General features: G+C 56.9%; 26 protein-coding genes and 2 pseudogenes. 19 read left to right on the top strand and 9 right to left on the bottom strand.

What is annotated here, in order from left to right; genetic code table 11:
* The first annotated feature begins 233 nt into the window (after window positions 1–233).
* The 6 genes from J3P81_RS16115 to J3P81_RS16090 all read left to right on the top strand — a co-directional run bounded on the left by J3P81_RS16115 (window position 234) and on the right by J3P81_RS16090 (window position 5,234).
* Window positions 234–896, top strand: coding sequence for a 3-keto-5-aminohexanoate cleavage protein (locus J3P81_RS16115; RefSeq protein ID WP_434559743.1), 663 nt, complete (start codon window positions 234–236; stop codon window positions 894–896).
* Complete coding sequence (locus J3P81_RS16110; RefSeq protein WP_434559741.1) at window positions 889–2,139, top strand: MFS transporter; 1,251 nt, start codon at window positions 889–891, stop codon at window positions 2,137–2,139. The genes J3P81_RS16115 and J3P81_RS16110 overlap by 8 nt, the downstream gene beginning before the upstream one ends.
* A gap of 780 nt (window positions 2,140–2,919) precedes the next feature.
* Complete coding sequence (locus J3P81_RS16105) at window positions 2,920–3,210, top strand: winged helix-turn-helix transcriptional regulator (RefSeq protein ID WP_434559739.1); 291 nt, start codon at window positions 2,920–2,922, stop codon at window positions 3,208–3,210.
* An 87-nt stretch (window positions 3,211–3,297) separates the two neighbouring features.
* Window positions 3,298–3,903: a hypothetical protein gene (locus J3P81_RS16100; protein WP_434559737.1), complete on the top strand. Its 606-nt coding sequence runs from the start codon at window positions 3,298–3,300 to the stop codon at window positions 3,901–3,903.
* 796 nt (window positions 3,904–4,699) lie between these two features.
* Window positions 4,700–4,930 (top strand): hypothetical protein, encoded by a 231-nt coding sequence (locus J3P81_RS16095; protein ID WP_420765760.1) that lies wholly within the window; start codon window positions 4,700–4,702, stop codon window positions 4,928–4,930.
* A gap of 100 nt (window positions 4,931–5,030) precedes the next feature.
* Window positions 5,031–5,234, top strand: coding sequence for a hypothetical protein (locus tag J3P81_RS16090; RefSeq protein WP_420765924.1), 204 nt, complete (start codon window positions 5,031–5,033; stop codon window positions 5,232–5,234).
* A 124-nt stretch (window positions 5,235–5,358) separates the two neighbouring features.
* On the opposite strand, the gene J3P81_RS16085 is transcribed toward J3P81_RS16090, so the two are convergent.
* Complete coding sequence (locus tag J3P81_RS16085; protein WP_434559735.1) at window positions 5,359–6,243, bottom strand: LysR substrate-binding domain-containing protein; 885 nt, start codon at window positions 6,241–6,243, stop codon at window positions 5,359–5,361.
* 107 nt (window positions 6,244–6,350) lie between these two features.
* Between J3P81_RS16085 and J3P81_RS16080 the strand changes: the two are divergent.
* A pseudogene (locus J3P81_RS16080) lies at window positions 6,351–6,767 on the top strand (PACE efflux transporter); the annotation flags it as partial.
* 1,010 nt (window positions 6,768–7,777) lie between these two features.
* Here the strand turns inward: J3P81_RS16080 and J3P81_RS16075 are convergent.
* Both J3P81_RS16075 and J3P81_RS16070 read right to left on the bottom strand, forming a co-directional pair.
* On the bottom strand, window positions 7,778–8,302 hold the full coding sequence (locus tag J3P81_RS16075) for a DUF2867 domain-containing protein (protein ID WP_420765762.1): 525 nt from the start codon (window positions 8,300–8,302) through the stop codon (window positions 7,778–7,780).
* 24 nt (window positions 8,303–8,326) lie between these two features.
* Window positions 8,327–8,971 carry a DJ-1/PfpI family protein gene (locus J3P81_RS16070; protein WP_434559733.1) on the bottom strand — a complete coding sequence of 215 codons (645 nt, stop codon included), beginning with the start codon at window positions 8,969–8,971 and terminating at the stop codon, window positions 8,327–8,329.
* A gap of 125 nt (window positions 8,972–9,096) precedes the next feature.
* Between J3P81_RS16070 and J3P81_RS16065 the strand changes: the two genes are divergently transcribed.
* The 3 genes and pseudogenes from J3P81_RS16065 to J3P81_RS16055 all read left to right on the top strand — a co-directional run.
* Window positions 9,097–9,657, top strand: coding sequence for a TetR/AcrR family transcriptional regulator (locus tag J3P81_RS16065; RefSeq protein WP_434559731.1), 561 nt, complete (start codon window positions 9,097–9,099; stop codon window positions 9,655–9,657).
* 391 nt (window positions 9,658–10,048) lie between these two features.
* Window positions 10,049–10,660: a hypothetical protein gene (locus J3P81_RS16060; RefSeq protein ID WP_434559729.1), complete on the top strand. Its 612-nt coding sequence runs from the start codon at window positions 10,049–10,051 to the stop codon at window positions 10,658–10,660.
* 43 nt (window positions 10,661–10,703) lie between these two features.
* Window positions 10,704–10,832, top strand: a pseudogene (locus tag J3P81_RS16055) (chlorhexidine efflux transporter); the annotation flags it as partial.
* Window positions 10,833–10,907: 75 nt separating this feature from the next.
* On the opposite strand, the gene J3P81_RS16050 reads toward J3P81_RS16055, so the two are convergent.
* Both J3P81_RS16050 and J3P81_RS16045 read right to left on the bottom strand, forming a co-directional pair.
* The gene (locus J3P81_RS16050) at window positions 10,908–11,084 is read right to left on the bottom strand and encodes a DUF3606 domain-containing protein (RefSeq protein WP_434559727.1); all 177 of its coding nucleotides are present in this window, start codon (window positions 11,082–11,084) and stop codon (window positions 10,908–10,910) included.
* Between the two features lie 161 nt (window positions 11,085–11,245).
* Complete coding sequence (locus J3P81_RS16045) at window positions 11,246–11,674, bottom strand: DUF2628 domain-containing protein (protein ID WP_434559725.1); 429 nt, start codon at window positions 11,672–11,674, stop codon at window positions 11,246–11,248.
* A gap of 304 nt (window positions 11,675–11,978) precedes the next feature.
* Here J3P81_RS16045 and J3P81_RS16040 point away from each other — a divergent pair, with 304 nt between their 5' ends.
* Entirely contained in the window at window positions 11,979–12,689 is a 711-nt protein-coding gene (locus tag J3P81_RS16040; RefSeq protein ID WP_420765767.1) for an AzlC family ABC transporter permease, read from the top strand.
* The gene (locus J3P81_RS16035; protein ID WP_186707518.1) at window positions 12,686–12,994 is read left to right on the top strand and encodes an AzlD family protein; all 309 of its coding nucleotides are present in this window, start codon (window positions 12,686–12,688) and stop codon (window positions 12,992–12,994) included. The genes J3P81_RS16040 and J3P81_RS16035 overlap by 4 nt, the downstream gene beginning before the upstream one ends.
* A gap of 48 nt (window positions 12,995–13,042) precedes the next feature.
* On the opposite strand, the gene J3P81_RS16030 is transcribed toward J3P81_RS16035, so the two are convergent.
* Window positions 13,043–13,249 (bottom strand): hypothetical protein, encoded by a 207-nt coding sequence (locus J3P81_RS16030; RefSeq protein WP_420765768.1) that lies wholly within the window; start codon window positions 13,247–13,249, stop codon window positions 13,043–13,045.
* Between the two features lie 232 nt (window positions 13,250–13,481).
* Window positions 13,482–14,693: an MFS transporter gene (locus tag J3P81_RS16025; RefSeq protein ID WP_434559723.1), complete on the bottom strand. Its 1,212-nt coding sequence runs from the start codon at window positions 14,691–14,693 to the stop codon at window positions 13,482–13,484.
* A gap of 129 nt (window positions 14,694–14,822) precedes the next feature.
* On the opposite strand from J3P81_RS16025, the gene J3P81_RS16020 reads away from it, so the two are divergent.
* Complete coding sequence (locus tag J3P81_RS16020) at window positions 14,823–15,311, top strand: anti-virulence regulator CigR family protein (RefSeq protein ID WP_434559721.1); 489 nt, start codon at window positions 14,823–14,825, stop codon at window positions 15,309–15,311.
* Window positions 15,312–15,497: 186 nt separating this feature from the next.
* Here J3P81_RS16020 and J3P81_RS16015 read toward each other — a convergent pair whose 3' ends face one another.
* The gene (locus J3P81_RS16015; protein ID WP_434559719.1) at window positions 15,498–17,348 is read right to left on the bottom strand and encodes a sigma-54-dependent Fis family transcriptional regulator; all 1,851 of its coding nucleotides are present in this window, start codon (window positions 17,346–17,348) and stop codon (window positions 15,498–15,500) included.
* 359 nt (window positions 17,349–17,707) lie between these two features.
* Here J3P81_RS16015 and J3P81_RS16010 point away from each other — a divergent pair, with 359 nt between their 5' ends.
* From J3P81_RS16010 to J3P81_RS15985, 6 genes are read left to right on the top strand one after another with little or no spacing between them, the layout of a single operon-like run.
* Window positions 17,708–18,802, top strand: a complete 1,095-nt coding sequence (locus tag J3P81_RS16010) for an ABC transporter ATP-binding protein (protein WP_420765772.1) — start codon at window positions 17,708–17,710, stop codon at window positions 18,800–18,802.
* Window positions 18,802–19,911 carry an ABC transporter ATP-binding protein gene (locus J3P81_RS16005; protein ID WP_420765773.1) on the top strand — a complete coding sequence of 370 codons (1,110 nt, stop codon included), beginning with the start codon at window positions 18,802–18,804 and terminating at the stop codon, window positions 19,909–19,911. Before J3P81_RS16010 ends, J3P81_RS16005 begins: the two co-directional genes overlap by 1 nt.
* Window positions 19,908–20,774 carry a carbohydrate ABC transporter permease gene (locus J3P81_RS16000; protein ID WP_420765774.1) on the top strand — a complete coding sequence of 289 codons (867 nt, stop codon included), beginning with the start codon at window positions 19,908–19,910 and terminating at the stop codon, window positions 20,772–20,774. Before J3P81_RS16005 ends, J3P81_RS16000 begins: the two co-directional genes overlap by 4 nt.
* 10 nt (window positions 20,775–20,784) lie before the next feature.
* Window positions 20,785–21,585 (top strand): carbohydrate ABC transporter permease, encoded by an 801-nt coding sequence (locus J3P81_RS15995; RefSeq protein WP_420765775.1) that lies wholly within the window; start codon window positions 20,785–20,787, stop codon window positions 21,583–21,585.
* 10 nt (window positions 21,586–21,595) lie between these two features.
* A complete protein-coding gene (locus tag J3P81_RS15990; RefSeq protein ID WP_030142071.1) occupies window positions 21,596–21,868 on the top strand; it encodes a DUF2160 domain-containing protein in 273 nt (90 codons plus the stop codon).
* Window positions 21,869–21,910: 42 nt separating this feature from the next.
* The gene (locus J3P81_RS15985) at window positions 21,911–23,653 is read left to right on the top strand and encodes an ABC transporter substrate-binding protein (protein WP_420765776.1); all 1,743 of its coding nucleotides are present in this window, start codon (window positions 21,911–21,913) and stop codon (window positions 23,651–23,653) included.
* A gap of 90 nt (window positions 23,654–23,743) precedes the next feature.
* Here J3P81_RS15985 and J3P81_RS15980 read toward each other — a convergent pair whose 3' ends face one another.
* Window positions 23,744–24,682, bottom strand: a complete 939-nt coding sequence (locus tag J3P81_RS15980; protein ID WP_434559717.1) for an alpha/beta hydrolase — start codon at window positions 24,680–24,682, stop codon at window positions 23,744–23,746.
* Window positions 24,683–24,855 lie beyond the last annotated feature (173 nt).

Below are 24,855 nucleotides of genomic sequence, written 5' to 3'. Positions count from 1 at the left end.
GATCTCGCAATTTTTTGGTGGTCGTATCATGACATGCGCAACCCAGGGTCTGAAAGTCAAAAAAAACCCTCTGGCATGAGGTTTTATCAAAAAACCTTGCTTAATCCGCAACGTGCGAAAGTGGCAAACTGATAAAACGTCAAGGCCCAGCCGACGCCGATACTGACAAGGTACTAGTCAACCTACCGGCACAGTCGATTAGAGGGTATCTGGCCATTTGACAGGGAAGTAATATGAATAATCCACAGAACACTCTTATCTTAGGGTGCGCATCCACGGGCGCAAAATTTACGCCTCGCAACCATTATCTTACTGGGGATCAGCTTCTCGACTCTATTTGTACAGGCATGACTATTAAGGGAGGCCAAGACGCCATCGTTAACGAAGCAATCGAACTTTATGATCTCGGGTGCCGTTACTATCACTATCATGCTCGAAACCCGATCACGCAGGAGCAAACCACCGATAATGATATCTATCAGGCGGTGAGCCGAAATGTACAGCGCTCCTGCAAAGACATTCTATTGAGCTTCGGGGCTAGTCGCAACGGTAAAGAGGTTCAAGAAAACATCAGGGCTTTTGGGGAATGGGAACGGGTTAGCCAATGTGCTTTGCCTTTACATTTCGGCGGAGCTCATTTCGTCACCATCCAAGCCGCGATAGAACTGCAGATCATATGTGAGTTGGAAAAGAAAACGCAAAAACTCGACTTTGAATATATGTACAGCTCTGCTTTTCTTGACGATATAAAAAAATACGTGCCGTCTGCCCGTGTTGTACAGGCGACCATGGAAACAAACTCCACGAGTAAGGGGGCTGACTACGGTAGTACTTCACAGCACAACGTCAAAGGCCTCTCGGCGTACCAGAAAATGCCGGAGCTTTTCAATGACTGATGTAAACGGTGTGCACCCAAAAGCCAGTTATCGCTGGGTTATTCTTCTGATCGCCACGGTGGCCCAAGCGAGCGCCTGTTTCTTTGTACAAGGTATCGGTGCTATTGCTATTTTCATCCAGCAGGATTGGAACCTGTCCACGATGCAAATAGGATTATTGGTCTCAGCTGCACAGTTAGTTCCCATTCTCGGCTTGCTAGTTGCTGGGGAGTTGTTGGACAGATTTGAAGAGCGCAAAGTTGTAGGTGTGGGAACTTTAATCGTTGCGGTTGCACTTTGCGCATCAACGCTTGCTAGCAGTTACCTGTCATTGCTTATGTTTTTGATTGTGGTCGGTGCTGGCTACAGCACCGCGCAACCAGGCGGCAGCAAATCCGTTTCTAGCTGGTTTCCAAAAAGCCAGTTAGGATTTGCTATGGGTATCCGCCAGGCTGGCTTGCCTTTGGGTGGTGCGCTTTCAGCGGCGATACTCCCCTACATTGCCACCCATTGGGGGTGGCAGTACTCCTTTTTAGCGGGGGGACTTGTTGCGCTGTTTGGAACTCTGACTTTTTTAAGTTTTTATCGGTCTGCCAATGCTAACAAGCCCCCGCCGGTGAAAGCTGAAGGAAAGCAATTAAAAGCAGTTTTGGCTTCGAGATTATCCATGCTAAACGATCCTGCGATGAAGAATATTATGTTCTCGGGGGTTAGCCTTATTTCGGTCCAGTATGGGATTTTGATATTCACCGCACTTTATCTTTATGATTTGCTCGATTTGAGCATCACTGTCGCTGCCACATTGCTGTTGATTGCCCAGGGAGCGGGCATAGCGGGGCGTATCATCTTGGCTGCATGGAGTGATCGCTGTAGATCGGGCCGCTATTTCCCTGTGTTGATCTGTATGCTCGCAGTTATTTTTGGCTTGATCATTCTCGCTTGGGCTCCTATGCGTTCTTTCTGGATGTTGAGCGTATTAGTCGGCTGGCTCGGATTCTTCGGTTTTGGCTGGTATGGTCCTTGGGTAGCCTACGTTGCTGATTCTGCACCACCGGATAAGACTGGATTCGCATTAGGTTTAGCCATGGCGATAAATCAAGTTGCGATTGTCATAATGCCACCCGCATTGGGTTTCCTGAAGGACTTGTCTCATAGTTATCTGCCAGGGTGGAGCGTATTAATAATCATGACTCTAACCGCACTGGTTTGCACAGCCTGGAGCACATTTGGCCTCTCGAAATCACCGTCGCTGAGTAATAAGTAGCCGTTGGCTTTTTGAACCATTGCTAGGAAAGGGTCGAGCTTGAATACTCTCAAATATCTAAGTCATTCAGAGCTTTATGCATTAGCAGAACGCTCCCATTCCGTTCGTGACGTCTGCATTTGCACGAAAAAGGCACTGGTAGGGTGGGAAAGTCCTCTGATTTCCCTGCCGGAGACGTTATTAGTCGATATTGGTACGCTCATGTATGACGTCGAGGAAGAAATGACACTCATTGAGTATCATCCGAGCAATACTAATTACTGGTCGTTGGATGCTCCGATTGCACCGCTCTACTTTCCCTACAATCTATGCAAGATTTCTGAGTGCTCTATTTGCGGTCGCTGTTTCTTACGCTACACCGAGAGGGGGGCCTACCATATCGAGAACAGGATTCGTAGCCTGGACCCCTCCTTAATCATTAGTGCTCCTCTACCTCAGGTAGTTGAGGCTTCTTCATCATCTATGACATGAGCCTTGATGGCGCGAATGGCCGCCATGTAACCGCTGGTTCCGATGCCGACCTGACCCCAATATCCACATTCATAGCGATATCCCAGCTTCCAGCACCGTTCTTTGCCAAGCCGATCATCATCAGTCCAAGCCACTCCAGCGACTGGGCCACTTGCAAGCCACCGACATCCAACGGACGCAGGCCGAGGCTCGTGAGAAGGGCTGAAACGAGCGCCTTGGGGTTCGCATCGTCCGTCGCGATAAACGCGTCCAGACGTTCATTCTTCGCAAGGACGTGGCCGAACAGGGTATTGAACGCCTTGACGACTTGTGAGTTGGCCGGGGATCATCCGCGACATCGTCTTCACTGGGAAAAAGACCTACGGCCAATTCCTAAAATCGGAGGAGGGAATCGCGACCAATGTCCTGGCTTCTCGCCTTGCCTTCCTCAAGGAGGAGGGAGTTCTCTCGAAGGCGCCCAATCCCGATGACCGACGCAAGGACTTTTATGAATTGACCGAGAAGGGCATACGACCTTATTCCGATCCTGCTCAACATCGTCATGTGGAGCGCCAAGCACTATTCGCAATCATACGTGCGCCCGGGCTCCAGGCTTTTTGAACAGTTGAGCCTAAATCCCGTACAGGCGATCGAAGAGGTGAAGACGCTATTGCGTAGGGGTGGATGTATTTTTCCGGCGACTAACGAATGAGCAGACGGCAAATAGCCATATTCCGCAGGATAGTGATCCCCGCCGCTTGGGTGTCCGGGCTTACGACGATAGGACTCTTGTGGGGCATGATACGGTTTTCGCCCGATAAGCTTACAGTCGAAGGCCGTCAGCTCTTGCTGGCTTCTTTTTCTATTTTTTTCCTCGCCACAGGGTATCTGATACGGCGCAAGAGACGAGCAAAAGCACTTGTAGCATCCATCAATTTAAAAGAAGGCTTGAGCCTGGACGATACTCAGCTGCTCGGCTATCCCAGCCCCCTGTTTTTCGTCTTTGACGTCTCTAACAAAAAACTCGCTCAATGCCAAAGCACCGCCGGCGATTATCAAATTCGAGACTTCATGTGGGTGACGGGCTGGCATTTTGAGTGGCAACGGATCGACAGCAGGGTGACAGGCGGAGTTCTTCAAATAGTCGATGGGGCAGGCATGAGCGTTCCAGCCGACGAAATTCGGCGCAGATACATAAAGTTCTCGCTAATCCTGACGGTTGCCGATACGAGTCATCCTCTCTTGCGTTTTCCAATGAACCGGAGCGCAGCTGAAGGGTGGTGTAGCCGGTGTAATGTATTTTTCACGTGCTGAATACGGGAACGTGGGCCGATTTATTTAGCTGCGCTGAAGCCGTTTTTGGCTAGTTCAAGGAAGAGTATGAATACGCCCCAGCGGAAACAGGCTCCCTCGCCACGGGGATGGGTTGTCCTTGGCGGATACTGAGCCCGGTCAAGGCATCATAGAGCGTTTATTAGGACAGCAGGCAGGGCTGCGGCGTAATGCCGCTTGCCTCAACAGTCTCCTATATCGAGCCTTCCCCTTTTCCGAACGACCTCTTCCAGGATGCGGGCCCAAGGCATGCCGCTTGGCGAGCAACAGAAAGAAGTTGAGCGGAGGTGTCCTGGCCTGATCGCTCATCCGCTCGTCGCAGACATAGCACTTCCTGCCCAAGCAAGCCCTCTCAAATGTATGCGCAGAACTGCGCCGCAGACAGGAGAGAGATTATGGTGATTGACAATAACGGTCCGGAAGCGCCATACCCAGGGCCAAGTGAGGAAGCGCCTGATACAGGCAAAGGACATGGTTCTGGTCTTGATCAGGCTGAGTCTGAGCCAAAGCAGGGCACTGGCGAGAGGCCAGAGGATTGGAATCCCCCGCCTGGGAACCCCGGATCCGACCAGGATGCCCAGACGAATCGTGGCAACGGCGGTGCGAAGTAAGCTACAGCGGATGCTGATGATTCCATGGAACCCGGCCACGGAGCCGGGTTTTTATCATCTGACGGGTGGACGATTGATTTGGCGTAGTCACTGAGCGAAGGTCAGCCAGTTGAAACTTCCGCCATTACGAGACGATCTCCTAAACATCATTGAACAGGAGATCAGTCATGAAGTGCTATCTGTGCGCGATGGAAGCGAAGCGGTCCGAAGCGGATCAAAGTGGAGAGCTTGTCGACTGCGGTGACTGCGGCACCTACAAAATTTCAAGTCTTGTGCTCAAAGAGTTGGAGAACAAGAAGTTCGATTATTCTAAAATGCGCGATGACCTTCACCGTCAGCGGCAGTTTAATGCTACTTCTGTCGCCGAGATCAACACAGAGACGGCCATCTGGGCTTGAGTGGCGCGCTCTTCGAGGCTTATGCGCGCTTTCGGCTAGCAGGTGGTATAGGCCGCAACGCAAAAGGCCTCGAACCACCCTGAAAGAAGCGTCCATGAACATGCCAAAGAAACAGCCGGATAACAAAACGACAGCAAGCGCTGCCGAAATCGAGCGATCTATCCAGGCGCTCAACAAGATGGCTGAGCGCCTGTGGGGAGATGGCCGGGAAGCTGAAGCACAGGCGCTGTTAAAGGCTCTGGATGCGTTAAACCGCGCCCTTGATCGTATAAGAATTGGGGAAAGCCGTAGAGTGCTCCATTGAAGGCCTGATGTGATGCCGGGCTACTTTGTTTTATCGTCAGGCGTGAGTCGCTCGTTCAAACACCTCGTCCGCCCATTGGTTCAGGCTTTACCCGCCAATAGCTCCTTTCATCGTGCGTTCCGACTCAACCAACATTCTGCCCCAACACCCACTCACTGAAAGCCCTCACCTCAACCTGCCGCTCCCGCCCCGGTACGCACACCACCGTATATCGCGCACCCGCCAAGCGAATCTCGGGCTGATAACCAACCAGTTGCCCGCGTGCAACCGCTTCCGCAACCAGCACATTACTGGCAAGCACCAGCCCATGCCCGGCGACCGCTGCCTGCAGAGCGTGCTGTTCCTCGTCATAGCGGCGCAGGCGCGCGTTTTGCAGCCAACCCAGGGTGCCGGACTTGGCGCACCATGCAGCCCAGTCCACCGTGACGTTTGTGCTGCTCAGCCAGGGGACGTCAATCAGTTCGATGGGCGAGCCCGCTGCGGGTGGTTGCCAGTCGGGGTGGCAATACGCGCCGAAATATTCTTCCAGTAGAGGTTGCTCGAGCAGTTGAGGATCCGAGGTGAAGAGGGCGCGGATCGCCAGGTCGATGCTGGCGTCACGTCGCAGGTCGATCACGTCGTTGCTGCTGTGCAGCCTGAGGTCGATCTCAGGATGTCTTCGATGAAAATCTCCGAGCCGAGGTATCAGCCACAGGCTGGCGAACGCTGGCGTTGTGCTCACCACCAGCGATTGTGCGGTACATGATGGCGATAGCGTTTGCAGGCCATGTTGGATATCGAGCAGCGCGCGGTGCATGTAGGGCTGGAGGCGTTCGCCGTCCGCGCTCAGCCGCACATTTTGACTGGAACGCTCGAACAGTCGCACGCCGAGAAACGCTTCAAGGCTTTTGACCTGATGGGAGATCGCCGCCGGGCTGACGTTCAGTTCCTGGGCCGCCGCCTTGAAGCTGCCCAGCCGTGCGGCGGATTCGAAGCCGCGCAAGGCGGTAAGGGGCAGTTTGGCGAACATGGGCGGGGAAGTTACTCAGGTTGAGCGAGGCTCAATTTAGCTCAATTGTGGGCCGGCGCTCAACTTGCCAGGCTGTGGTTCCCTTCCGCCATTCGTGGAGACAATCGATGCAAGGCGCCTCTCGCAAAATTCTTCAGGCCGTGCTCTATGAGGCCGGTGGTGTGCTTTTTGTCGCGCCATCCCTCGCGCTTATCTATGAGCAGGGAATGGGCTATTCAACCCTGCTGTCCTTGGTGATTTCCGCCGTTGCGCTGGGCTGGAACATGCTTTTCAACGGCCTGTTCGAATGGTGGGAGCGTCGTCAACCCAACCGCCATCGCAACTGGCGGCGCCGACTGCTTCATTCCCTTGGGTTCGAGGGCGGCTTGACCCTGATTCTGACGCCGGTAATTGGAGCCTGGTTGGGTATCGGTCTGTGGTTGGCGCTGGTGACGAATCTTGGATTATTTGTGTTTTTCTTTTTTTATTCGCTGGGTTTTCAGTTGATATTTGATCGAGTGTTCGATGTGCCACTTTCGGCGCAGTCAGATCAGGGATCTACGGCGCAGTCCGCTCAGCACATGGCCGGAACACCCCAGCACTGTCGCGCATCTACCGAAAAACGCACAATCGGAGTGCTCGGCAGTGGATGTGTACAGGATCGAGTTCGAGAACGACCGTTGGACACTTTATAAATCCCATGGCTACAAACCGATCCGCCAAGCGGACAGCCAAGGCGAGTTGATCGATCATGTTCTTGCCTTGACGCGGGGAGAGGGTGTCGTGGTTCGGTTCATTGCAGACGGCGGTATACGCGAGGTGAGATTGGGGGATGTGCAGGGGGACGAACCGCGTTCTGATTGAAGTGCCAGCGCCATGGTCTGCCCAACCCCATATCAATGAGCGAGAGGGCACACCAATGGCCGACGAGGAAGGGAAAAGGGGACGGATTTTTTTGCCGCTGCTGTAAAACTGCGACGTAGGATTTCTGAAAATGTCCTCAAGCGCGCTAATCAGGCCCACCCTGGCGACCCGCAACACACAGCGTCTGATCGATCAAGTCGGATAGTGGTTATTCGAGTCGAAATCCATCCTGAATTGCGGGCTGATATCGAGTTGGTACTCGCAGCCCATCCTTTTGCACTAAGACCGGATAATTAAAGTTTTTACCGTCTGCATGATTAACAAAGGTCAGACACTTCCCAGTTACATGGGGTGTGATCAGCGATATCACGAGCCGGCAGCGGCTCGATCCGGCCAACTTCGCCATATTCATATCGCTCTACCACCCCAAAAGTTCAGGGCTTCCGATCGGCAAGCCTAAAGAAAATGCGACATGAAGCGGCCGCAGTTGGATGCCGCTTTAGTCTACGTACAGGGCGAGCTTTACGAAGACCGATACATGATCCTCGCATTCGCGCCGTATGAATCCCCTTTGCCAATTTCTTAGCTCAAAACCCTGGTCTGTTCCTAGTCTTTCGCCATCCCTTTTTGGGGCGGCTTCGCCACCCAGCGGGAGCAAGCTCCCTCGCCACGGGGTTTGTGGTGTCGCGGCTCAGGCAGCCAAAGGCCAACCAATGCGCGCTGCACGGCGCAGGCTCGCCTTAACAACCAAGCGATGAAATGGCGCAATCACGAAGATATAGGCCCGGCCCAGACGGTTGTGACACTGGACCACGGTTGAGAAAACCAGTTGGCGACTACCTTCCTGCTCTACCTCTCCAGAGCACAGGATCGATATGCGGAAGTCGAGGTGCTTGTCGTCCTCTCCCAGCACGATTTCAGTCTGGTCGGTGCTGTAGACCTTGAAGATTTGAATCCGATGAGCAAGTGTTGCCAAATGCCTCGCTGTCTTGAGCCCAAAACGGGCAACGACAGTGTCTCGGACTTTCATGAGCCATCCGATCCAGGATGGCTGGTGGGAAAGGATGAATCGGGCGAGCACCTCTGGATCGCTGGATGTGCCCGCAGGGAGGCGAATCGCAAAAGCGTCCGCCAGGTTCGTCGACTTGTAAAGGTGGGTGACGCCGGACCTCGAGGGGACGGGCACGGACATAATGAGCTCAAATTCTCGGGGCATCGGAGATCTCTTCCTGAGTGCTAACTACCAATTAGATGACATGCCTTGTCGCGTTTCTTGTTGGGAGGTGGCCACTTCTCCTTGTCGGATACTGAGCCCGATCAGCGCATCATACAGCGCCTGCTGCCCGGCGGGCAGGACAGGGAGCAGCGTCGCGCGGCGCTTGTCGGCATCGAACCAGGACTCAACCAACCATCCCACCAGATAGAGCGCCGAAAGGCATCCGCCAGCGGTTGCGACGTTGCCCTGGCATACAAGAGGCTGGTCCACGGGCTCAAGTCCCAGGGCTTGCAAGCCCGATCGTGCATCCGGGTGTGTCGTTGCTCGGCCGCTGAGCAGCCCAAGCCGTTGGAGAATGAAAGCGCCGGCGCAGATGGAGCCGATTCGCTGGCGTTTCGGGTCAAGTTCAAACGACGGTAGGAAATCCGGGGAGGCCAGTGCGGCGGGTATTCCTTCCTTGCCGCTGGCGAACAATACCGCGTCGGCATTATTGGCCTCGGAAAGCGGACCGTGCACCGAAACAGGCAGGCCATGCGCCGATCGTACGACAGGGCTGGAACCCAATATTCGGACGTGCCAGTCCTCGGTGTTGCGGCCTAAGATGTCCCACATCAGGAATAGGTCGATATCGGTGAATTGGTCGAAAGCAACCAGGACGATTTTCTTCAAGGCGAGCTCCATGAAAAGTGCTGGCGTGCAAAACGCAACGGCCATCTTTGCTGGTGTTCGCAGGGTATCTATCGGTTGCGCGCCATACAGGTCTGTATGGTGCTAAATAGGGAGTGAAATAACGAATGGAAAAACTAACGCGTCACCATTGGATCGCGGCAGGTTTCGAGGCCCTCGATCAGACAGGGCATATTGGCGTGTCAGCCGAGAGTCTATCGCGCCGTTTGAATGTGACCCGCGGATCGTTCTATCACCATTTCCGCAATCGCGATGATTTTGTCCGCACCTTGCTGGCCGCTTGGGAAGAAGACTACACGGAGCGCATGCTCGCTTTTGCGGCCCAGGGTCGTAGCGCGGGCGAAATCTTGAAACGCTATTTGAATATTGCCGCTGAGAAACAACCTGGGCGGGAAGTCTCCATCCGAGCCTGGTCGCTGCACGATCCGTTGGTGGCCGAGTTTCAGCAGCGTGTAGACACACGACGATTGGACTTCGCGATACGGACATGTCGTCGCTTGGCCCATAGGCCAGGCGAAGCAGAAGTGATGGGGCAGGTAGCCCACCTGTGCCTGATCGGGGGGCAACAGGCGGGGCTGCGGCGTGATGCCGCTCGTTTCAACCGTTTCGTGCATCGAGCTTTTTCACTTTTCGAAGGGGCTCTCCCACCGTGGCGATCCAGGTCGTGAGAAGCATAAACAAGGGACGTCCGTGATCTGATAGCGTCGTGTAAAAGGGCCATGAATGGGCCGTTTGAATGGGCAAACCATGTGTTCCGATGTCTATTCGGAATGAGGACCGTTAATGCCGTACAACTACACGAATTGCCGCTACCTGGTCTTTGGGATCCCAGCTCCAATCCGATGTACCTCCGGGCCCTCTCGATACTCAGCATGACGATCTCGATGAATGCTGAAGCGACGTTATCAAATGCATGGGGAGAACATTTGATCGTTCTTGCGGTTTCTGCTTTCTACGCCAGCGCGTATGAAAAAAGCCTTCAATAGCGGCGGTCGCTGTCTATTTCCGATAATCTTTCACGCCGGAACCCGGATCACCCACGCAACTCAAGGAAGAGACATGAACAGGACGCTCTGTACCGCACTGAGTCTTTCGATTATTGCGTCATCTGCCGGGTGCGCCTCACAAGCTGTAAAGGAACCGTTTAAAGCGCCCCAGATTTACGGTTATACCTTGGGTCAGCCGCTTTCCAGCGATGAGTTCAAGGCGCTTTCCGCTACCGGAGGCGAGTCGCTCACGGGCTCCAAGATTTACAAGCGCGTCGATGAGCAAGGCGATACCTACGAGGTCTTCCTCGATCATCAGATTCGCCCAGATCTCATTACGAAGGCGAGTCGTGCTTTTGTCAGTCAGCCTGAATGTGAGGCTGAATTTGAGGTGCAGGTCGCCCAGTTGAAGCAGCTCCTTGCCAGTCACGAAGACCGTACGCCAGTGACGGGTGATCGTTATGTCAGCTTGAGCACCACGCCATGCAATGTTGACCGGTATGATCAATCCCAAACCTATCGTTATGCCCTGATCGTGTCCGTGGACACCGTCGCCGCTCCCTCGAAACGAAGCCTGGGCGATAAGATCCACGATGCCTACGGGGCCGTCGGGATGACTGTGTTCGTCATCGCCCTGTTGCCGTTTGCGCTGGTTGCTTTGGCCGTTGATAAGGCCACCGATTGAGTTTCGTTCGGTCTCGGTTTTCTGTAGGAGAGGTAGTCCGGAGTGGGAGCGCCGCCAACCCAGCCGCCATCGCAACTGGCAGCGGCGGTTGCTGCATTTCCTTGGATTTGAAGGCGGCTTGACGCTGATCCTCACGCCGGTGATTGGCGCATGGTTGGGCATCAGCCTGTGGTTTAAAGTGACTCGTGTTAACCAGACTCAATATGTAGCCAACGCATGCCCTACGGAGCACCGTAGGGCCAATGCATCATTTTTTAAGTTGTTCGCGAACATCGGCCACCATCGGCCCAGCAGCCTTCACCGCTGCCTTGAGTACTTCTTCAGTCACGTCGAACTCATTCGCCCAGTACTTCAACTCCCAAGCTTCGGTAATGTTGATGCGGTTCCTGTCCTGCGGCCCGCGGTTGCTCAGGTCATCTGCCATTGTCGAGTTCCCTATGTAAGGCCTGGTATCGCCAGGCGACATGGGGTAGACAATTGGGAGGCGCTATCTGCGCAATAAAATTGCCCAAATTTCCACGACTCGGAAACAAAGAGCCCGCACACTCATGACGAGGTGCGGGCTCTTGAGACCCAAGCCTGCATTCAGAGACGCATGCCTTTGAACGGGTTCCAGCCTTGTTCGCCTTTCACTTCCTTGAGGTAGTAGGCGTAGTTGGTCATCAGCGCATACATCATCGACATGGCGATGCTCAGACCCGTGCTCAACGGCCGCGGAAACTCCATCCCAATGATGGCGAAAATGGCGCTCAAGGCGATGTTGATCGCCAGGAAAATACCCAGCAGGGCCAGGTTCTTCTTCCAGAGGCCCAGGACGAACAGGTAGATAGGGCCGAAGAAAAATGCGATCACGTTTGCATTGATCAGTATTTTTTTCTTGAAGCCAGGCAGCGCCTTGAAGGCTTCCTTGTAGCGCGGGTCGCTTGGCGCACCGTAGGTGTTAAAGAAGTCGAAGCGTTCCTGCCACTTGGTGCTGTATTTACCAGTGCTTTGTACTTGTTCAGTCGTGCTCATTTTCAAGGTTCCTGTTTTCCATAATTAAATTTTCTTTCTTCCAAGAAATCCTGTGCTCTGGTTTAGCACATTGGCTGCTTTGGTCTATTTGTCGAAAACGCACGTGAATCTTCAGAGGCGTCCATTTTGCCGCTTTAAGGCTGGAGGTGTGGAACATTCCGCACTGGCCGCTTGTGCGGTCGCCTGGTCTGTGACGGGCTTCACTCTATTGATTTGCTGGATTGCCCGCTAAAAAGTTCTCGGCATAGAGAATCAGCCTCATACTCCCAGTTTTACACCATGGAAAACCAGAAGAGGCGATGTTTTGTCGAACGATCAATCCCATCTGTATGAGCTGACGCTGAAGCAAGTTTACGACGGTTTCAAGCAACTGATCCCCATCTCTCTTTTTGTCGTCGTGTTCGGTGTTGCTTTCGGCCTGGCGGCTGCACAAACGGGCCTGAGTGACACGTCAGCCGTGCTCATGAGCACGCTGGTTTTTGCCGGCGCTTCTCAATTTGCCGCGCTGGATCTGTGGGGCCAGCAAGTGCCGGTCGTTCCGCTGATGATCACTGTCTTCGCCATCAACGCCCGGCATTTGTTGATGGGCGCGACGCTTTATCCGTGGTTACGGGAGCTACCCGTTGCCAAACGATACGGTGTCATGTTGGTTGTTTCGGACGCCAACTGGGCCATGGCGATGCAGGCGTTCAACCGGGGCAAGCCGGGACTGGGGATTTTATTCGGTGGCGGCATTGCACTCTGGATCACTTGGATCCTGGGAAGTTGGCTGGGACTTCATTTTGGCAGCGTCATCGAGAACCCGGTCAGTTTCGGGCTCGATATGGTGATGGGCTGTTTCTTGTTGGCGATGGTCGTGGGTGGGAAGAAGAACCTGCGTATGTTCATCATCTGGACCGTGGCGGCATGCTCATCGCTATTGGCCTACTGGTATTTGCCGGCTAACAGCCATGTCGTGGTGGGTGCTCTGGCGGGGGGCGTTCTGGGCGCAGTGTGGATGGAGAAACAACAATGAACATTGAAACGGCGGGTTATGGCACCTTGCTTGTCATCTTGATCATGGCCGCAGTAACCTTGGCCACTCGGTGGGGCGGTGTTTTCGTGATGTCGTTCGTGCCGATCAACTATCGGGTGCAGCAGTTCATCACGGCCATGTCCGGCTCGGTGTTGGTGGCGGTGCTGGCTCCGCTGGCGGTTAAAGGTGACAACGGCGCACGCCTGGCTTTGCTGGCCACGGCAATCGTCATGCTGACACTGAAAAAACCGCTGCCGGCAATTGCGGCCGGCATACTTGCAGCGGCTTTAGCCAGACAGTTTTGAACGGCCGAGTCGCCCGCTTACAAACGGGCGACGGCGCCCTGTCAACAGTCAAAAACTCAGCGCAGCCGCTTCCCCGAACGAGTGATCCTGTATACCCGTCATGAAGTGCAGCGACATCTCCTGTGGCGCCTCGATGGGCGGAATTTCAAAACTTCCCACCACCTGTCCCTGAAGCGCACTCAACCGCATCGACTCTTCTTCCTTTAACTTTGCCATTCTCGCGTGGTTCGCTGCGATTTCGTTGAGAGTTGACACGGTACATCTCCGTTTGCTGACCAAGCATTGATAAATGTGCTGCCGCGTCAGAATCATGTCGTTCTTGGCTGCTGAGACAGGCCAGTGCAAACCCTGAGCCAGACATGGCCGCCTGTAGATTCCAACATTTAACAGGTGACGAATGGTGGGTAGACGCGCATCGACGCTGGCAACGATGCAACCATGCCTCAAGAATAAGTCACTGATAATACAAGCCGAGGCTCCGGCAGGGTTAATCTGAATCGGTGCGGTAGACGCTTGTCCCCTGTGCTGATTGCCTGTTCATCACGACCACACCGACGCCGATCAGGCTGGTGACCACCGCCAGCAGCACAATCACCTCCTGCGTCCCCACCGGTGCCGCCAACACCGCGACGAGCAAGCCCGCGAACGGTTGCGACAGGTTGTTGAGCAGCGTAATCACGCCGACGGTCTTGCCAAAGTCCTGTGGGGGAATGACCTGCTGACGGATGCTGCGCATGTAGACGTTGAACATCTTGTCGAAACCGACGATCAGCAGGAAACCGACGACGTAGCCCCAGATGTTCGGGCTGAGCGCGGTGATGAAAGCGCCGACGGCAATCAGCGTGTAGGAGAGGGCGCCGAGAAGTTTCAAAGGCAAGGTGACCCGGGCCAGGAGAAACAGGATGACGATGGTGGTCACGGCACCGGCCGCCTGCAACCCGGCGTAATCATCTTTTCCGGCGCCATAGTGGCCGATGACCATGGCCGCCGACGTGGCGAGGGTGACGCCAATGATCAGGTTGACGCCCACCGCCAGGCTGATGACTTTTTTCAGTTCTGCCAAGTTGCGGATGTGACCCAGGGCAATGCGCAGCGGGTTCAACCAGAGGTCGTGGTGTTGCTCGAACGACTCAAGGGTGACCGAGCTGGTGCGTTGCCAGTACAACATGGCCAGGTCTGCCAGCAGGAACAGTCCGGCGATCGCCAGCAGCACCCAGTGCCACGCCCACACTTCAAGCAGCAGCGCTGCGACCAGCGGGCCCAGTACCAAGCCGGTCTGGTCGGCGATTTGCGAATAGGACAGCGTCTTGGTGTAGGTGTAGTGCTTGAAGATGTAAGGCATGACCACTTCGCGGGCCATGATGCCTTGGGTAGTCAACACGCCACAGAGGGCCGACAGGGCCACGATCCAATAGACACCGCCAAAGACGCCATAGAGCAAGACTGCGACGCCGCAGGCTGCGGCGCGATAGACCTGGCTGATATGCAGGATGCGAATCGGCGGAAACTTGTCGCACAGCGCGCCGCAGATCGGGAACGCCAGGTAGCGTGGCAAGGATTCGACAAAGAACGCCAGGCCCGCCCAGGAGACGCTGTTGGTGGTCTGGAAAACAATCAGCGGGACGATGAACAGCAAGATCTGATCGGCCAACCGCGAGAGGAACATCGAGACGAAAAAAGCCAGGTAATCCTTGCGCATGAAGCTCCTTGATTGCGGTGTTCAGGGGTTGTCCGGTCCAGGCAAGCGACGCGCAGCGTGATATGGAACTAATATCACCGTCAGTCTCTATATCTTTACAGGGGATGTCCCTTCTTCGAGAGAACTGCCATGTTCAAATCGCGCTCGTTGATTGCCGCAGTGACCTGTTTCGCCCTGGCGGCCAGCCCTGGCATTGTTGTCGCGGACCCGGGAAACGGCAAGGGAAACGCTCAATTTGATCAAGGTCCCGGTCAAGGGCAAGGAGGCAAGGGCGGGCAGGGCAACAAGGGGGGGCAAGGGAATCCTGGGAACAAGGGCAACCAAGGTGGTGGCGATTGGCATAACGGCCCCAGCATCGATCGTGGCGGCATCCTGGGTGTGATTGGCGGTTATCGCGATTATTGGAGCCCCGGCCCGGCATTGCCGCCGGGCATTCAGAAAAACCTGGCCCGAGGCAAGCCGTTGCCCCCCGGCATTGCGAAGAAGCTCGATGGCCGGCTGTTGGGACGCTTGCCGCACTATGACGGTTATGAATGGCAGCAGGTCGGCTCGGACCTGATCCTGGTGGCGATTGCCACTGGCATCATTTATGAAGTGCTCAACGGTGCGTTCGACTGAGCCGGAGCTTCCAGTTAGGAAATGAAACCTGTGGGAGCGAGCCTGCTCGCGAAAGCGGTGTGTCATTCAGCATTGAGGTTGGCTGACCCGACGCCTTCGCGAGCAGGCTCGCTCCCACATTTTTTCCAGGTGTTCTCGGGTAGCGCATTTCCCCCTGCGGGAGTGAGCTCGTTCCCATAGGATTTATCAGCTTTCCAGCTGCCGCAGGCGTTTGTACAAGGTATTGCGGCTGACTCCCAGCCGTCTCGCCAGATGCGAAATATTCCCGCCCACGGCCTGCAACTGGCGGTTCAAGTCTTCAGCATCGTTGAGGTCCACCGTCAGTGGTTCGGGCGTTTCCACCGGCTCCATGTCCAGGTCGACAAAAAAATCGTCGGGCAGGTGCTCTGGGCGGATCGGTTGTTCCTCGGCCATCGCCAAGGCGACTTGCAGCACGCTGCTGACTTGCCGCAGGTTGCCGGGCCAAGGATGCCGCTCGAATAAATCCGTCACTTCACGGCTCAGGCCGGCCCATTGGGTCGGTTCGCGGTGATGTTCCCAAAGGCGTTTGAACAGCGCCTGCTTGTCGCTGCGTTCGCGCAGGGGCGGCAGTTCGAGGGTCAGGCCGCCGATGCGGTAGTACAGGTCCTCACGAAAACGCCCCAGTTGCACCTGTTCACGCAACGAACGGTTGGTGGCGGAGATGATGCGAATGTCCACCGGGAACAGCTCGGCGCTGCCCACCGGTTGCACGCAACGTTCCTGCAGGACCCGCAACAGCCTGGCCTGGGTCGGCAGGGGCATGTCACCGATCTCGTCGAGGAACAACGTGCCGCGATCCGCTTTGCGGATCAGGCCGATGCTGCCTTTTTGATTGGCGCCGGTGAAGGCGCCTTTTTCATACCCGAACAGTTCCGATTCCACCAGCTCCGCTGGAATGGCCGCGCAGTTGACCGCAATGAACGGCTGTTGGCAGCGCGAGCTGGCCTGGTGCAGAGCCTTGACGAACACTTCCTTGCCGACACCGGTCTCGCCGTGGATCAGCAGCGGAATATCTTTTTCCAGCAAACGCTCGGCCTGCCGCACGGCTTTTTCCACGCGGCTGTCGCCGAAGTGCAGCGAGTTGAGGCTGATGCCGGTATTGGCCGGTGCTGGCGTGGGCGAGGGCGCCGGTTCGGCGAAGATGCGCGGCTTGACCGAAACCTGTTTCGGTCGCCTGAGCACACACTGGAACCGATTGCGTCCGGAGGCCTGCAAGGCGAACGGCAGGCCGTCGGGCTGGTTCAGCAATTCCATCAGCGAAACCTTGAACAGGCTTTCAATGCTCACCCGCGACAGGCTTAGGCCCAACAGGTTGTCGGCGCGGCGGTTGGCCGAGAGCACTTGGCCGCTTTCATCGAAGATCAGCAGCCCGGCCCATTGGCTGTCGAGGTTGTTCAGGCCGGTGTTGAACGTCAGCTGGAAATGTTCACCGCGAAACAGGTTGAGGATCAGCCGATTTTCCACGGTCTGGCTCATCATCTTGACCATGCCCAGGGTATGGGAGGGCGGCAGGTAGCTGTCGCTGGAGACGTCCAGCACGGCGATGACCTTGCGCTCGGCATCGAAGATCGGGGCGGCGGAGCCGGTCATGAACCGGTTGGCCTTGAGGAAGTGTTCATCGTGTTCAATGTGAACGGCCTGCTCGCAAGCCAATGCTGTGCCGATAGCGTTGGTGCCGGTGCAGCGCTCCATCCAGCTCGCCCCGGCGCTGAAGCCATGGGCCAGTTTCGGTTCGATGAAGCGCTGGGTACCCCAGGACGTCAGGACCTGTCCTCGATTATCGGCCAGCATGATCAGGCAGTTGGAGTTGCTCAGGATGTTCTCATAGTACGGCAGCACTTCCTGGTGAGTGGTCTGCACCAGTGAATGCTGGCTCTCCAACAACTGGGCAATACCTTCGGCCGGCAGTTGGTCGAACGCGGGCACGCTCTGGTGGTTCAGGCCAAAGGCACGGCAACGGGACCAGGAAGCCTGGATGATGGCCTCGTGGGACAAGGCAGGAGCAGGTGCGGCCATGGGGCACTCTCGCAGGTGCTGTTTTTATTGTTGTGGCAAGTCTCGCACAGAGTCCTTGTGCTGGGGCAGGCCCAAACACCACATAGGTGTTCGGCCCTTGTGGGAGCGAGCAAGCTCGCTCCCACAAGGGCATGGCAGGCTAGCCGAAAGCGTTCATTGAGTGTTGTTCAAAATTGTTCATTGTCAACCGACTGGTTGTTCAGTTGTTCATTCATGGTTGTTCACTTGTGTTCATCAGTGAACGTCTTTTTTCAGTGGATCAAACGAAATACCAGCCTGATCAGTGGCTTATGATTTCTGGCACGGCTTTCGCTTTCTTACTTGGGTCGCTTGACTCCAAATAATAAAAAGGCCGAGCCATGTCATTAAAGCTTGAGCACATCTGTCGCACCGTCGAAGGCCAGACCTGGATCGACGATGCCAATCTGAATTTCGAACCCGGATCCTTCAACGTTTTGCTGGGCCGCACGCTGTCCGGCAAGACCAGCCTCATGCGCTTGATGGCCGGGCTGGACAAGCCCGACAGCGGCCGCATCCTGATGAACGGCGTCGACGTCACCCAGCGCCCGGTGCGGTTGCGCAACGTGTCGATGGTCTACCAGCAGTTCATCAATTACCCGACCATGACCGTTTTCGAAAATATCGCCTCGCCGTTGCGCCAGGCAGGCGTGGCCGAGGAGATCATCCAGGGCAAGGTCCTGGAAACCGCGAAAATGCTGCGGATCGAGAAATTCCTCAAGCGCCATCCTCTGGAATTGTCCGGAGGCCAGCAGCAGCGCACGGCCATGGCGCGGGCCCTGGTCAAGGACGCCGAGTTGATCCTGTTCGACGAGCCGCTGGTGAACCTGGACTACAAGTTGCGCGAAGAGCTGCGCCAGGAAATGCGCGAGCTGTTCGAGGCCCGTCATACCATCGCCGTCTACGCCACCACCGAGCCTAACGAAGCGCTGGCCTTGGGCGGCACCACGACCATTCTTCACGAAGGCCGGGTGATCCAGAGCGGCAAGTCTTCATCGGTCTATCACCAGCCACAAACCGTGCTGGCCGCCGAACTGTTTTCCGAACCACCGATCAACCTCATGCCGGGGCGTATCGCTGGCAATGAGGTCAGCTTCGCCAATTTCGTGCATTTCCCGCTGAACGTCGACCTGCGCCCGGTGGGCGAGGGCGAGTTCCGTTTCGGCGTGCGCCCCAGCCATATTTCCCTGGTGCCGAGCAACGACGATGACCTTGAACTGGCGGTGACCGTCGAGGTGGCCGAGATCAGCGGCTCGGAGACATTCCTGCACGTGCGCAACGAACATTTCCTGCTGGTGCTGCATTTGCCGGGGGTGCATGAATACGACGTGGACGCGCCGATCCGCATCTACATTCCGACCCACAAACTGTTTGTCTTCGACGCCGAGGGCAAGCTGGTCCAAGCCCCGGGTCAGCGTATTGCGAGGGTTGCCTGATGGCCGAAATTCGTTTGCAGAACCTCGCCCACAGCTACACCAGCACCCCGGCGAGCCCCGAGGACTACGCGATCCGCGAGATGAACCACATCTGGGAGCAGGGCGGTGCCTATGCGCTGCTCGGGCCTTCGGGCTGCGGCAAGTCCACCTTGCTCAACATCATTTCCGGCTTGCTCAGCCCTTCCGAAGGGCAAGTGATGTTCGACAGCAAAGTCGTCAACGAACTGTCCCCGGAGCGGCGCAACATCGCCCAGGTGTTCCAGTTCCCGGTGGTCTACGACACCATGACGGTGTTCGACAACCTGGCATTCCCGCTGCGCAACCAGGGCATGGCCGAGGCGCGGATCCACACCAAGGTGCAGGAAATCGCCGAGGTCCTGGACCTGCAGAATCTACTGGATAAAAAGGCCCGCAACCTCACCGCCGACGAGAAACAGAAAGTCTCCATGGGCCGTGGGTTGGTGCGCGACGATGTGTCGGCAATTCTGTTCGACGAGCCGCTGACGGTGATCGACCCGCACCTGAAATGGAAACTTCGGCGCAAGCTCAAGCAGATCCACGAGCAGTTCAACATCACCATGGTCTACGTCACCCACGACCAGTTGGAGGCCTCGACGTTCGCCGACAAGATCGCCGTGATGTACGGCGGGCAGATCGTGCAGTTCGGCACACCCCGGGACTTGTTCGAGCGCCCGAGCCACACCTTCGTCGGCTACTTCATCGGCAGCCCGGGAATGAACCTGATAGAGGTCACGGCGCAGCCCGGTGGCGTTGGCTTCGGGTCGACCCATTTGCCCCTGTCGCAAACCTTGCAACGGCGTGTCGCCGAAGCCGAGGGCAAAAGCCTGAAGGTCGGCATTCGTCCGGAGTTCGTCCACGTCTGGGATGGCCCTTACGACGACGCGATGCGCGCTGACGTGGTCCACGTCGAAGACCTGGGCACCTACAAGATCCTGACCCTCAACCTCGATGGCGCTCCGCTGAAAGTGCGCCTGGCCGAAGACAAGCCGGTGCCGGAAGGCACGGCGTACATCAGTTTTCCGGGCCAATGGCTGATGGTCTATGCCGATGAATATTTGCTTGAACCGGTGGGCGAGGTGCAGCCATGAACAAGGTGCAGAACAACAAGGCCTGGTGGCTGGTGTTGCCGGTGTTCCTGCTGGTGGCCTTCAGTGCCGTGATCCCGATGATGACCGTGGTCAACTATTCGGTGCAGGACATCTTCGACCAGTCCAGCCGATATTTCGTCGGCGCCGACTGGTACAAGCAGGTGCTGCTCGATCCACGGCTGCACGATTCGCTGTTGCGCCAGTTCATCTACTCGGCGTGCGTGCTGCTGATTGAAATTCCCCTGGGTATCGCCATTGCCCTGACCATGCCGACCAAAGGCAAGTGGTCGTCCCTGGTGCTGATCATCCTGGCGATTCCGCTGCTGATTCCGTGGAACGTGGTCGGCACCATCTGGCAGATTTTCGGCCGCGCCGACATCGGCTTGCTGGGCTCCACGCTCAATGGGCTGGGCATTAACTATAACTACGCGGCCAACACCATGGATGCCTGGGTCACCGTGTTGGTGATGGACGTCTGGCATTGGACGTCGCTGGTGGCTCTGCTGTGCTATTCGGGGCTACGGGCAATTCCCGACGTCTATTATCAGGCGGCACGGATCGACCGGGCGTCCAACTGGGCGGTGTTCCGGCACATCCAGCTGCCGAAGATGAAAAGCGTGCTGCTGATCGCCGTGATGCTGCGCTTCATGGACAGCTTCATGATCTACACCGAGCCGTTCGTCCTCACCGGCGGCGGGCCGGGCAACGCTACCACGTTCCTCAGCCAGACCCTGACGCAGATGGCCATCGGTCAATTCGACCTGGGCCCGGCGGCGGCGTTTTCCCTGGTGTACTTCCTGATCATTCTGTTGGTGTCCTGGCTGTTCTATACCGCCATGACGCACGCCGACGCCAACCGTTGAGGCCCGCAAAATGAGCAAGAGAAAGCTGATTCCACTGCTGATCTACATCCTGTTCCTGCTGGTGCCCATCTACTGGCTGCTGAACATGTCGTTCAAGAGCAACACCGAGATCCTCGGCGGCCTGTCTCTGTGGCCGCAGGATTTCACCTTCCAGAACTACAAGGTGATCTTCACCGATCCGAGCTGGTACACCGGTTACCTCAACTCGCTGTACTACGTGAGCCTGAACACGGTGATTTCCCTGGGCGTTGCGTTGCCGGCGGCCTATGCGTTTTCCCGCTATCGGTTCCTGGGGGACAAGCACCTGTTCTTCTGGCTGCTGACCAACCGCATGGCGCCACCGGCGGTGTTCCTGTTGCCGTTCTTCCAGCTGTATTCGTCCATCGGCCTGTTCGACACCCACATCGCCGTGGCCCTGGCTCACTGCTTGTTCAACGTGCCGCTGGCGGTGTGGATCCTCGAAGGGTTCATGTCCGGGGTGCCAAAAGAAATTGACGAGACCGCCTACATTGACGGCTACAGTTTCCCCAAGTTCTTCGTCAAGATCTTCATCCCGTTGATCGGCTCCGGCATCGGTGTCACGGCGTTTTTCTGCTTCATGTTTTCCTGGGTCGAACTGTTGCTCGCGCGCACGCTCACCTCGGTCAATGCCAAGCCGATCGCGGCGGTCATGACGCGCACGGTGTCGGCGTCGGGTATCGACTGGGGCGTGCTGGCGGCGGCGGGGGTGTTGACCATCCTGCCGGGCATGCTGGTGATCTGGTTCGTTCGCAACCATGTGGCCAAGGGCTTTGCCCTGGGCCGGGTCTGAGGAGTCGATGATGGAATGGATGAACTGGACCGTCCCGACGGCGGCGTTTTTTGGTGTCATCGCCTTGTTGTTGATAGGCATGACCACATGGGAACTGCGTTCGCCGAGTATCCCTCGGCGTGGTTTCCTGCCGATTGCCACCACCCGTGGCGATCGGTTGTTTATCGGTCTTCTCGGTAGCGCCTACCTGCATCTGCTGGTGATCGGCGCCACCGACTGGAGCATCTGGATAGCGTTCGCGTTGTCTTTGGTGTGGCTGTTGGCAGTGATGCGGTGGGGCTAGTCGCTCGACGATCAGGCTCTTAAACCCAAACAGGAGGTCTCTATGTTCGATAAAAACAATAAGCTGCGACATAGCGTTTCATTGGCAGCCGCGCTGGCACTCAGCGGGCTGAGCGCTACGGCCTGGGCCGACGCCTATGAAGACGCCGCTAAAAAATGGATCGGCAGTGAATTCAAGCCGTCGACGCTGACAGCCGAGCAGCAGCTCGAAGAGTTGAAGTGGTTCATCAAGGCGGCCGAGCCGTTTCGCGGGATGAAAATCAACGTGGTGTCGGAAACCATCGCCACCCACGAGTATGAATCCAAGGTGCTGGCCAAGGCCTTCAACGAAATCACCGGGATCCAGCTGACCCACGACCTGCTGCAGGAAGGCGACGTGGTGGAGAAGCTGCAGACCCAGATGCAATCGGACAAGAATATCTATGACGGCTGGGTCAACGACTCGGACCTGATCGGTACGCACTTTCGCTACGGCAAGACCGAGTCGATCACCGACCTGATGGCCAACGAAGGCAAGAATTTCACTTCGCCAACCTTGGACCTGAAGGACTTCATCGGCATTTCCTTCACCACCGCGCCGGACGGCAAGGTCTATCAACTGCCGGACCAGCAGTTCGCCAACCTGTACTGGTTCCGCGCCGACTGGTTCGAGCGTGCGGACCTGAAGGCCAAGTTCAAGGAAAAGTACGGCTACGAGCTGGGTGTGCCAGTGAACTGGTCGGCTTATGAAGACATCGCCAAGTTCTTCTCCGAGGACGTCAAGGAGATCGACGGCAAGCGCGTCTACGGCCACATGGACTACGGCAAGAAAGACCCGTCCCTGGGCTGGCGCTTCACCGATGCCTGGTTCTCCATGGCCGGCGGCGGCGACAAGGGCCTGCCCAACGGTTTGCCAGTGGACGAGTGGGGTATCCGCGTCGAGGACTGCCATCCAGTGGGCTCCAGCGTGACCCGTGGCGGGGACACCAACGGCCCCGCGGCCGTATTCGCCACCACCAAGTACGTGGACTGGATGAAGAAGTACGCGCCACCGGAAGCCGCTGGCATGACCTTCTCCGAATCCGGCCCGGTACCGTCCCAGGGCAACATCGCCCAGCAGATTTTCTGGTACACCGCTTTCACGGCCGACATGACCAAGCCGGGCCTGCCGGTGGTGAACGCCGACGGCACGCCGAAATGGCGCATGGCGCCTTCGCCACGCGGTCCGTATTGGGAAGAGGGCATGAAGCTGGGCTATCAGGACGTGGGTTCCTGGACGTTCATGAAGTCCACGCCTGAGAAACAGCGCCTCGCGGCCTGGCTCTACGCACAGTTCGTAACCTCCAAGACCGTGTCGCTGAAAAAGACGATCGTTGGCCTGACGCCGATTCGCGAATCGGACATCAACTCCCAAGCGATGACCGACCTGGCGCCGAAGCTCGGTGGCCTGGTGGAGTTCTACCGCAGCCCGGCCCGCGTGCAATGGTCGCCGACCGGGACCAACGTGCCGGACTACCCACGCCTAGCGCAGTTGTGGTGGAGCCACATCGCCGAAGCGGCCAGCGGCGAGAAAACTCCGCAACAAGCCCTCGATGGCTTGGCCAAGGACCAGGACGCGATCATGACGCGTCTGGAACGCTCCAAGGCTCAAGCCACCTGCGCACCTAAGATGAACCCTGAGCGCGACGCGCAATACTGGTTCGATCAGCCGGGCGCACCGAAGCCGAAACTGGCGAACGAGAAGCCTAAAGGTGAAACCGTGAGCTACACCGAGCTGCTGAAATCGTGGGAAGCGGCGCGTAAATAACGCTGCACGGCAATGAGAAAACGGCACCGAAAGGTGCCGTTTTTTTTCGCGAGTTTGAACTCAAAACCAATCCCCCGTGGGATTTGCGCATCAACCCGCCTTGGCGGCGCTTGCTTGAGCGTGTTTGGCCACCGGTGTTGGCTGGGGTTTCATCAACGCATCCAGCGCCTGGCGATACGTGCGGCCCGCCAGGCTCATGCTGTTGTTGTGCGTGGCTCCTGGCACCAACAGCAAACGCTTGGGTTCACGGGCGGCGTTGAACAACTGCTCGCTGAAACGCGGCGGTACGTAGCGGTCGGCGGCGCCATGGACAATCAGCAGCGGCATGTTGATCTGGCCGATCTTGTCGATGGAATCGAACTTCTGCGACAGCAACCAGCGCACCGGCAAGGATGTGTCCGCCATCGCGGTGGCGACATCACCCAACGACGTAAACGTGGATTCGATCACCAGGCCCCTGGCCGGTACGGCGCTGCCACTGCTCGCGGCTTTCTGAGCCAGATCCGCAGCGAGATCAACCGCGACGGCACCGCCCAGTGAATGACCGTAGATCAGCCGCAAGGCCGGGTCCGGTTGCAGCGTTTCGAGGCGCTCCCAGGCGATTCGCGCGTCCTCGTAGACACTGGATTCCGATGGCAGGTCGCCCTGGCTTTTGCCGAAGCCACGGTAATCGATCGCCAGCACCGAATAGCCCAAGGCCCTCAGCTGCTGGATGCGAAACAACTGGCCCGTCAGGTTCCAGCGCACGCCGTGCAGGTACAGGATGGCCGGCGCGTCCTTGCGTTCGGCCGGCCACCACCAGCCGTGAATGTTTTCCCCGGCCCTGAGCTGCTTGGGCTTGAGATCGAATTCCTGCACACCGCTGGGAAGGCCACTGAACCAGCTCGCCGTCCCCGGCTCGATGCGAAACACCAGCTCGCGCTCCTTGTGTTGCAACACTGCACAGCCCACCGGCAGACCGGCCACTATCGCGACCATGAACGACCAGGCCAGCCAGCGCTGTTTGAGACGAGAGAATAAAGAAGGCATCGATGCGATTCGCTACGGGTAACAGAAGTTGCCTTTTAGCAGATTCGCGCAGGGGCGCGCAGGAGTTTCGGACAACTTGCCACTGGGTGCCTCGCTCTGCCTTGGGAGGGCGAGTGCAAGCCGATCGAACTCTCGCCGTTTCGTCCCACTCGAAACTCAATATCCATCCTTAC

Source organism: Pseudomonas sp. R1-6 (assembly GCF_051132115.1).
GTDB lineage: Bacteria > Pseudomonadota > Gammaproteobacteria > Pseudomonadales > Pseudomonadaceae > Aquipseudomonas.
Note: the sequence above shows the minus strand (reverse complement) of the source record. Positions and strands in the feature narration are given on the sequence as shown.